Annotated in this window: 2 protein-coding genes; both read right to left on the reverse strand. The window is 41.7% G+C overall.

All coding sequences use genetic code 11. The features are described from left to right. Nucleotides 1-1,055: DDE-type integrase/transposase/recombinase (locus FAR12_RS23070; RefSeq protein ID WP_126411081.1), on the reverse strand; the 1,055-nt coding region annotated here is incomplete at its 3' end. Nucleotides 1,056-1,092: 37 nt separating this feature from the next. Next, nucleotides 1,093-1,632: a DUF6431 domain-containing protein gene (locus FAR12_RS23915; RefSeq protein WP_342772344.1), complete on the reverse strand. Its 540-nt coding sequence runs from the start codon at nt 1,630-1,632 to the stop codon at nt 1,093-1,095. Between the last annotated feature and the right edge of the window lie 213 nt (nt 1,633-1,845).

Raw genomic sequence — 1,845 nt, forward strand, 5'->3', positions numbered from 1 at the left:
TCCATAAAGCTGATACAGCCAGACTTATCTACCTTTCTTGTTTCACAATGTAGGAAAGCATTGGCCAAAGTATCTGGGTTAATAAAACGAAGGGCCTTTCTGTCACTACGAAATGCCGATTCGGGACTTATTTTCTCGCCTAGGGCAGAGTGAGGCTTATTCTGATAACATTCGGTTAACCATACTTGAAAAAGTTCATTTAAACGGTCTAGAGTTTTCGGCTTTTCAAGTACAGCCTCTCCGAGGAAGGAATCTACCGTTCTATTGAATTTTTCTACCTTACCCTTACTTTCGGCCGCATAAGGCCTTGCGAAAATTAGCCTCGTTCCAAGTTTTGAACATGTCCGAGCCATCCACTTTGTTCTGAATTGCTTCCCATTGTCAAAATAAACGGCTTCAGGTACACCGAATTTTTGAACTGCCTGTCGAAGAGCATCCTCTACAATTCGTGAATCGAGTGTCGGATAAAAGGCACCGTGTAAAATAAATCTGGTCGCATCGTCAATAATCGCAACTAAATAAACCTGTTTATTAGTACCGTTGGGGCCGATGGGCAGGTAAGGGCCATATTTTATATCTGATTGCCAAAGCTGATTACGATGACGCTTTTGGAAACGTCTAGCAGCTACTCCGGTTTGAGAATATAACTTCATTTGCCGTGTGCTATACCCTTTATCGGTTAATTTCTCCTGGAGGGTGGACCGTTTAATCTGGCCCGGTTCAGCTAAGCCCTCCCACTCTAGGATTTGAATGATCTGTGCGACACTTCTACCCGGTACTTCTTTTCGGAGAAGAATAGCCTGTTCTAGTAAATGCACAGGAATCGCTTCAGCTTTGGTTCTTATGGACGTACCCTTGGGCTTTAAAGCTAAAAAACCTTCAGAACGAAACTGTGAAAGATAACGTCTAATCGTTCTTTCGGAAAGACCGCTGGTCTTACAAATTTCCTCTTTCAATTCTTTCACTTTTCCAGCATCTAGTCCCTCTGCCAATAGGGGTGAAATAAGCTGGAATCGCTGCACTGCGATTTCTTCTGCCTTTTTTTGATCTCTCATGATATTACTCCTTTCAATGTAATACCATGAGTGTAAATCAGCCTCTTTCGGACAAGAATGCGGAACGGGTATGTAACCACAAATTAATATTTACAATGGGCCGGACAATTCTTTCCAGCCATCCGGGGGCATCGCCCACCAGACGTCCTATTCTAAAAAGAGGTGCGGGCTTTGAATCTCCGGACTCCAAATTCAAAGGGATCTCCTGTTTATTACGAAGCATGATGGCTATTAAACAATTAACCCAATAATCAACTAAACTTTTAAACCACGCAAACCACCTATATAAGGTGGACTCATCAGCAGGAATATCATGATTAGAAGGGTTCGTTAGAACCGCTTCAATACACTCTGATTCGTATCTTTTATAGGGTACCAAGAAATTAGGTAGTTCGTGATGAATCTTATCGCAATTATCGCACCCTAAACGACGAATATTATAAATGCATGATTCCCCTGAACTTTTCTTGGCTTTTCTATCTCTAGTTCCGATCACACTCATGCTTTTACCACAACAAGGAGAAGGCAGCTCCCCCGCACCTCTAACTAAAAACGCCAGTCTCAGTATTTTCAACAAGATGATAATCTGTTACAATAATCATATAGTTGTTTTGTGGGACGTCTCCCGTATTTCTGTTGGCGCAGATATACATTAGGGGAGACGTCTTTTCCTTTCTCCAGAATTACATATGTCGAAATGTTCAGAAATATGTCTATATGGACATTATAACCATCTAATTCTGGACAGGCAATACCGTCAACTTTCGGATATTTGGGGCCATCAAAAACA

This window comes from Bacillus yapensis, assembly GCF_005280205.1.
Classification (GTDB): Bacteria; Bacillota; Bacilli; order Bacillales; family Cytobacillaceae; genus Robertmurraya; species Robertmurraya yapensis.